At 68.7% G+C, this 7,982-nt stretch carries 1 protein-coding gene; it reads right to left on the reverse strand.

The features are described 5' to 3' along the window. Positions 1-47: 47 nt before the first annotated feature. Positions 48-7,922: a ricin-type beta-trefoil lectin domain protein gene (locus ABTZ54_RS18290; protein ID WP_351664247.1), complete on the reverse strand. Its 7,875-nt coding sequence runs from the start codon at positions 7,920-7,922 to the stop codon at positions 48-50. Positions 7,923-7,982: the final 60 nt, after the last annotated feature.

Consider the following 7,982-nt stretch of genomic DNA (forward strand, 5'->3'; position numbering starts at 1 on the left):
GAGTACCGGCCTTTCATTCAGCCCAGTCGACCCAGTCGACCAGACAACTAGTCGACGAGGAATTGTGCCGCCGTCGACCATCCGTTGTCGTCGAAGGCACGGATGTCCACCCTGAACGGAACGTTCGATCCCGGCAGGTAGCGGGGGATGGCCGTGTACAGCACCGTGTTCCCCGCCGCGACATGCTTGGCGATCGAGTCCTGGAACTTGGCGATGGCGCCGTTGTCCGTCTTCGCGTTCGTCCTGACGATGTTGGAGTCGACCTTGCCGTCGCCTCCCATCGACCGGGGAAGCAGGTGCCCGCGGCTGTGACCGTACTCGTTCTTCACGAAGCCGGGCGGGATGATCCGCCGACCGGGACCGGTTCCCTTGGGGTGTCCGGGCCCGACGATGGCCGTCACGCCGGTGCGCCGGCCGTCCGGCAGCACCTCTCCGTAGTCGACGTCGAAGGTACCGCCGCAGTTGTGGACGAGGACCGGTGCGGCACCCGCCACCACGTAGTACGTGTGGGCGTTGGAGACGGTCAGGTTGTGCACCGTCGCGCCCTGGCCCGTCCACCGCCGGACGGCGGTGACCTGGACGTACGTACCCGAGCTGGTCTCCAGCCAGGCACCGGCGTCGAGGTCGGTGGCGTCGACCCACTCGCCGAGCTCGGGGACCCAGAACGGGTGGCCGTCGGTCGCGGTGACCTTGGCCGTCTTCGTGCCGGCCGTGCCGTCGGTGTCGATCGTGACGGTGACGAGGTGCTTGAGGCCCTGGCCCTTGATCTCGGCGGTGACCGTCTCGACGCGGGTCTCCCCGGTCTTCGGGTCGGTGGCGACGACCTTGTCGCCGGTCCTGACCTTCTCGATCGGCTTGGTGGAGCCGTCCGCCATCAGCACCTTCGTGCCGGGCACGAAGCTGTTGTTGATGGGGCAGGAACCGCCGCTGCCGCTGTCGGCCTTGCCGGCGCCGCTGCTGCCGCTGGTGCCGCCGTTGCTGCGGGAGGAGCCGCCGGACTTGCCGCCACCTCCGCCGCCGGAGGCCTTGCTGCCGCCGCCGGAGGACTTGCCGCCTCCGCCGCCGCCCTTGCTGCCGCCACCGTGGGTGGAGACCTTCGGAGCGGCCTTGGCCTGCGCCGCCTTGTGGACCGGGTTACCGGTCTTCTTCGCGGCCGCCGCGGCCCGGTCGGCTGTTCTCTTGGCCTCCTCTGCCGCCTTCTTCTTCGCTCGCTGGGCGGCCTCCTTCTTGGCCTTCTCGATCGCCAGCTTCTTGGCCTTCAAAGCTGCCTCTTCGGCGGCCTTGGCGGCCTTGAGGACGAGCTCGGCGGCCTTCTTCGCGGCCTTGAACGCCTGGATGGCGTCGATGGTGCGGTTGATCGCCTTCAGGACCGACGGGATCTTGCCCAGCTTCGTCCACGGAATGGCGTCCAGGATGATGCTGCCGCAGGACCACATGTCACCGCCGAAGCAGGCCATGGCGTCGTTGATGCCGATGAAGTCCTTCAGCGTCTCCCACGCCACCGCGAGGATGACGGAGGTCAGGGACTTGCCCTGCATCGCCTCGGCCTGCGCGACCTGCGCCGCCGACAGACCCGCGCCCGCGAGGGCCGCGGCCCGCTCGGAGGCGGTCAGGGCGATGTTCAGACCGGTCGGGTCGGCGAAGGTCACCGGGTTGTTGTGCGCGTACGCGTACCCGTTGGACTGCAACGGGTCGTTCACGTCCAGCAGCGGGTCCGCGGACAGGAAGCGTCCGACGGCGGGGTCGTAGAGACGGGCGCCCAGCGGCTGGAAGCCGGAGGCGTCGTCCCTGATCTTGCCCAGGTACCCGGTGTGGTTCTGGAGGTTCTGGCCCGCGGTGTCGGCGCCGCGCTGGTTGCCGAACGGGTCCTGCTTGCGCACCCGCACCGGCATGCCGCTGGAGAGGCCGACCTCGGTGTAGAAGCTGCCCTGGTGGTCCATCGCCAGGGCGACCAGGGCCTCACCGCCGGTTCCGTTGGCGTAGCGCATGACCGCGCCGCCCGGAGCCGAGTAGGTGCGCTCGGAGCGCACCAGGACGCCGCCCTGCTGGACGGTGACCTGGGCCTCGCCCAGGTTCAGCGTGGCCTGCTTGCCCTGGATGGTGAGCAGGCGGTTGCCGTCGGGACCGTAGATGTGACGGGTGTCGTTCTGCGGCAGCCACTGCTGGGCCGTGGAGGCGGCGTCGCAGGTGGCGAGCACGATCGGCGTCTGGTTCACGTTCGCCGCGCCCTGCACCGCGAGGCACAGGTTGGAGGCGACATGGGTCAGCTGACCGGACGTGTTGCGCTTGAGCTGCTGCGCGGTGGTGCCGTTGCACTTCTGGATCTGGACCGCCGAGCCCGCCGTGTTGGCCGCGGGCTGGAGGCACCAGGTGTCGTAGACCTCCATGGTGCCGAGGTTGGCGTCCGCCTGGCCCGGGGCCGGGTCGAAGTGCCAGGCCTGCGCCACGGTGGCGTTGCAGCCGTACAGCCAGATCGGCTGGCCGGGGGCGGCGAGGCCGGACTTGAGGTCGATGCACTTCTGGCCCAGACCCACGTACGGGGTCTTGCCGTTGGAGCCCTGACCGGTGATCCGGTCGACCTTGCCGTCGTAGGTCCAGGTCAGCTCCTGCTTGTCGCCGCTCTGGACCGAGGTGATCGTCTTGGTGTCACCGGTCAGCTCGTAGACGCGCTGGGCCTCGGCCGTCACCTGGGCGCCCTGCGGGGTGACGTACTTCTTCGTCACCTTCGTGAGCGTGTGCGGCTGGTCCTTGGCGGCGTTCTTGCCGTACTCGTACGTGCTGGTGGCGTCCTTGGCGGCGTCACCGGTCAGGTTCTTCTCGGTCAGCTTGGTGCGGTTGCCGAGAAGGTCGTACTCGTACTCCTGCCAGTAGCCGGAGCCGTCCGCGCCCGCGGCCACGTTGAGCGTGCCGTCGGTGTTCTTCGGGTTGGTGCAGTTCGCCTGGTCCTTGGAGGTCCAGGCGGACTTCAGCTGGCCCAGCGGGTCGTAGACGAAGCACTGGCGCTCGTCGATCCCAACGGACTTCTCCTGGATCGAGGTGACGTTGCCGGCCGGGTCGTAGGTGTACGCCCGGTTCGACACCAGGTTGCCGCCGACCAGGGAGGCGTCGTTCTTCTCCCGGTAGACCGACTGCTCGGTGAGCGCGCCGCTGCCCTCGTCGTAGGCGTTCTGCGTCCAGACGCGGTACGGCTGGGAGCCGAGCGTCGAGCGCATGACCTGGCCGTACGGCGAGTAGACGGTCTCCGCCCCGTACCAGTCCTTGCCGGAGACGGAGAGCGCCTGGCCGTCCTTGTTGTAGCGGACGACCATCTTCTCGGTGGCCAGCTTGCCCGCCTCGGGCAGCTGCGCCTCCTCCAGCTTTCCGGTGTCCGAGTAGGAGAAGCTGTAGGTGTAGTCCTTCTTGAAGCCCCACGTGTCGACGAGCGACTGCGGGAGGGACAGCGTGGTCTGGGTCGGCTGGTAGTCCTTGGTGTAGCCGTCGACCGTCTGGGTGTACGCCAGGCCGTCCGTGTAGCGCGTCGCGGTGGCGGGCATGCCCTTGCCGCCCGCGGCGGTGTCGTACGTGAAGTCCGCCAGGACGGTGCCGTTGGCGTCGTTCAGGCGCTGCTGCTTGGGCCGCGACAGGTCGTCGTAGCTGTTCCACACGGTGACGCCGCGCGCGTTGGTCGAGGTCACCTGACGGTCGAAGGCGTCGTACGTCGTCCGCGTCGTGCCCCCGTCCGGGTCCGTCGCCGAGTCGACGCGACCGCGGTGGTCGTACGTCCACGACCAGGGGTGCGTCGGGTCGGCCGAGTTGGTGACGGAACGAGCCGCGCCGAACGCGTCGTACGTGTACGCCATGGACGTGTAGCCCTTGGGCGCGGCCGGGTTGAAGGTGTCGGCCCGCATGGTGCGGCCCAGCGCGTCGGTGTAGACGCGGTAGGACGAGGCGCCCTGCGGGTTGACGACCTTGGACCAGTCCTGGCCGTACTCGTACTTCGTCGCCCGCTCCGGGTACGCCTTGGAGGAGGCCTCCTTGGTGACCGGGTCCACGTACTTCATGTACGGGGTCTCGGACAGCACGCGGCCGAGGCCGTCGTAGGTGTAGCGGGTGATGTTGGGGATCGCGGTGTCGGCGAGCGGGGTGAAGAGCTCGCCGGGCTTGGCTTCCCGGGTCAGGTAGGCGTTGTTGGTCTGCCAGACCTCACCGGAGCTGTTGTACAGGGTGTCGGTGACGAGCCAGCCGGCGTCGTTGTCGGCCTCCTCCAGCGACTGCCGCTCACGGCCGAGGCCGTCGTACAGCGTCACCGAGGTCTCGACCCGGTCCTCGTAGCCACGCGAATAGGTCGTGACGTACGGGGGCTTGCGGGTCTTGACCGACGCGTCGTTCGGGTCGGTCTCCTCGGCCGGGATCGTGTACTCGGCACGGAAGTCCGGCACGGCGCCCGTGGCCGGGGTGCGGCCCGGGGACCACGCCTCGGCGAGCCGGCCCAGCGGGTCGAACTTCGCCTCGCTCACGTAGCCGTTGAGGTCGGTCGTCTTGAGCGTGGTCGCGCGACCCGGCTCCAGCTCCAGCACCTGGGTGTGGCCGAGCGTGTTCGTCTCGGTGACCTTGAAGACCTGACCGGTGGGCGGCTCGAACGCGATGGTGCTCGACTTGCCGTTCGGGTCGGTCTCCTTGACCACACGGCCGATGGCGTCGAAGCCGCTCGTGCCGTCGGACTGGAAACCGGTTCCGTCGCCCTTCAGCGACCACGTCTCGCTGGCCAGACCGCGCGTGGTGTCCGCGAGGGCCACGCCGTACGCGGCACCGTCGTAGGCGGTACGGGTGGCACCGCTCAGCGTGGTCAGGTTGGTGAAGTCGGCGTTGGCACAGGTCGACGGCGAGGCGAGCACCTGCTTGGTCAGACCGATGATGTTCTTGCCCGGGTGGTGCAGGTACTCCATCTTCGTGCACGACTCGTCGCCGGACTTCTCGACGTCGCCCAGCGACTCCACCAGGGTCGGCAGGCCGTACGTCGAGTCGTACGTCGTGTTCGTCCTGACGGTGCGCAGGGTGCGCGGGTCGTCCTCGTTGGTGCCGGAGGACTTGGTGTACGCGATCTCCTCGGGCTCCGTGACGCGCCAGGCCCGCAGCGGGGTCAGGCCGTCGTCGCGGTCGCGCTTGGCCAGCTCGGTGGCCTCGGGGATCGTGATGCTGCGGGTCAGCCAGTCGGTGTCCGCGTCGGTGGGGCTGGTGTAGCTGAGCTCCTCCGAGACGCGGCCGGCGAAGGCCTCACGGTCGTAGACGGTCGAGCCGTCCGACGCCTTCATGACGTTGCCGTGGACGTCCTTGACCGCGACCGTGTCGCCCATGCCACGGAAGTAGCGCGTGACAGCCTTGGACTGCTTGCTGCCGATGGCAGGGTCCTCGGCGCCCGTGATCACGGTCGTCTGCTCGGCGCCCGCGAACTGCGAGTACGTACGCGTCGACTTCTTGGTGAACTCGGACTCGGCCAGCTTCCAGGACGGGTTCTTGTACTCGTACGCCGTCTTGGTGGCGTACGCGCCGTCGACGTTCGGGAGCTCCTCGATCGACTGGACCACGTACTTGTGGAACCAGTCGATGTCCTCGAACTCCGGGTCCGGGTTCCAGAACATCGGGTAGCAGAGTTCGCCGTTGGCCTTCAGTCCTGCGGTGTCGGTCTTCGTGGGAAGACCCGCGCCGGAGAGGCACTTGCCGGTGATCGGCTTGTACGAGACGACGGTCTCGCCGCCGTACTCGTTGATCACACGGGCGATACGCAGCCGGGAGAAGCCGGGGCGCTGCGGGTTGACCGCCTTCACGCGGTTCGGCATGTCCTCGGTGTTCGGCTCGAAGCGCACCGGGTTCAGCGTGACGCTGGCGTCGGTGGAGCCGTTGCGGGCGTAGCCGGTCCGGCTGATCGACTCCAGCCACAGGGCCGTGTTCGGGCCGGTCTTCAGCTCGGCGAAGGACTGCTTGAGCTGGTACTCGTCGACGACCTGGCGGGCGGTGGTGTCGGTGCGCCGCTGGGCCGAGGTCGTGATCTTGTCGAGGCGCTTGCGGGTCCAGAAGGACGGGCCCGCGTTCCAGCACTTCTTGCCCGACTCACAGCGCAGGTCGACGGGGGTGTCGAACCAGGGCCGGTACTGGCCGGGGTCCTTGGACTTGAAGTTGTCCTCGGTGCAGTTGACCGTGCCGACCGTGTAGCAGCGCTCGGCGACGGTGAAGCCGACGCGTGCCGGGGCCGTGGCCGAGAAGATCGAGTTCTTGTTCTGGCCGTAGTAGATGTGCGACAGGTAGCCGTCGCGGTCGTAGACGACCGGCGCCTTGAAGTTGAAGTTGCGCGCGTAGTAGTTCTGGTCCTTCTTCCACCACAGCGACATGGCGTTGCCGTGGATGTCCTCGACGTAGTCGAGGCTCCAGCGCCAGCCCTGGGTGCAGAAGGAGTTCTTCCAGTCCTCGGTCGTGGAGCCCTTGTAGCAGTCCTCGCCCGGGTGGTTGCCGTAGACCGGGACCGTGAGCACCGAGTCGGTGGTCGGGTCGTCGGCGGCGGTGCCGTTGTCGGACCAGCCCGGCAGCTTGTTCAGGCCGAAGTGGTACTTGATGCCGTCCTTCGTCGTGACGACCCAGTACTCACCGTCCTTGGCGCCGTTGCCGGTGGCCTGGCCCTTGATCAGCTGGACGGTCGAGCCGTCGCCGTTGGCCGTGAACCACTTGCCCTTGGACGCGTCCCACACCAGCTCGGTCGTCATGCCACCGAGGGAGAGCGTGGCGTTCTCCGAGCCCCAGCACAGGTCCGCCGTCTTGTGGGTGGAGTTGTTGGAGCCGGCCTTCTTGGAGTCCTGACGGCAGTTGGCGTACGTACGGGTGATGGCACCCGCGTTGTAGTCCCAGCCGTCACCGATCCAGGAGGCCTGGTTGTTCGACGAGGACGTACGCCCGTCGACACTCTGCGAGGAGTACGCCAGGTTCACCTTCGGCATCAGGCCGCCGGCGGTCTCGGGGACCTGGACCTGGTAGCCGTAGGTGAAGGCACCCGAGGAGGAGCCGGACGACCAGGAGCCGGAGGACAGCAGCGGCGAGGCCGTGAAGTCGCCGGACACCGAGGAACCGGTGTCGAGCAGACCGACCGCGTTGCCGCCGGCCGCGTTGGCGACCGGCTGGACGCCGTCCTTGTAGGACGCCTTCGTCGGCTTGGCCGTGAAGCCCTCGCCGAGGAGGCTGGCGACCGGGACCGTGCCGGTCACGATGTTGCGGGTCTTGGCGTCCTTCGCCGCGGTGGACTTCGTCGGCGCCTTCGACGCGGGGACGGTCTTCACCGTCGAGCGCAGGCGCTGGACGTCGCCGGACGGGTCGTCCTTGCCGGACATCGGGGTCGCCCCCGCGTCGTCGGCGCAGTCGCCCGTGGTCGGGGAGGAGTAGACGCACTCCGGCAGGAGCATGAGGCCGAAGCGCTCGGCGGCGTTCGGGCCGTACAGGTCCGCGAAGCCGGTGGTGTCGACGGTGAGCGCGACCTCGGCGGCCGGGTCGACCGTCGCCGGCGGGGTCACCTTCATGACCAGACCGGAGACACCCGCGTCCTGCGAGGTCGTGGTCGGCGCGAGGCCGACCTGCCAGTCACCCGCGACAGCCGCCGGGTCGGTGCCCGTGGGCACACCGATGGCGACGGGCAGCCCGTTGGTGACCGGCACCGTGGCGCCCGGCACCGAGGTCTGCGTCAGCGTCGCGTTACCCGTGCCCGACGGCCACGCGACCGTGTTCTTCGCGCTGTACGGGTCGACCGGCACCTCGGGCGCCGTGCTGAGCGTCTTCTGCGCCTCGGCGTCGCCGCCGAGCTCGGTGCTCTTGGGTATCTCCGGGAGTTCGACCGTCGTGGTCGACTCCTCGCGGTTCATGCCCGGGCCCGGGATGGCCAGCGCCTGCCCGCCCAGGCTCGTCACCGTCAGCGTCGAGGACAGCAAAAGGACGGTCGCCGTGCGGCTTCGCCGCCGGCGCCGTCG

Source organism: Streptomyces sp. NPDC094032 (assembly GCF_040303965.1).
Taxonomy (GTDB): domain Bacteria; phylum Actinomycetota; class Actinomycetes; order Streptomycetales; family Streptomycetaceae; genus Streptomyces.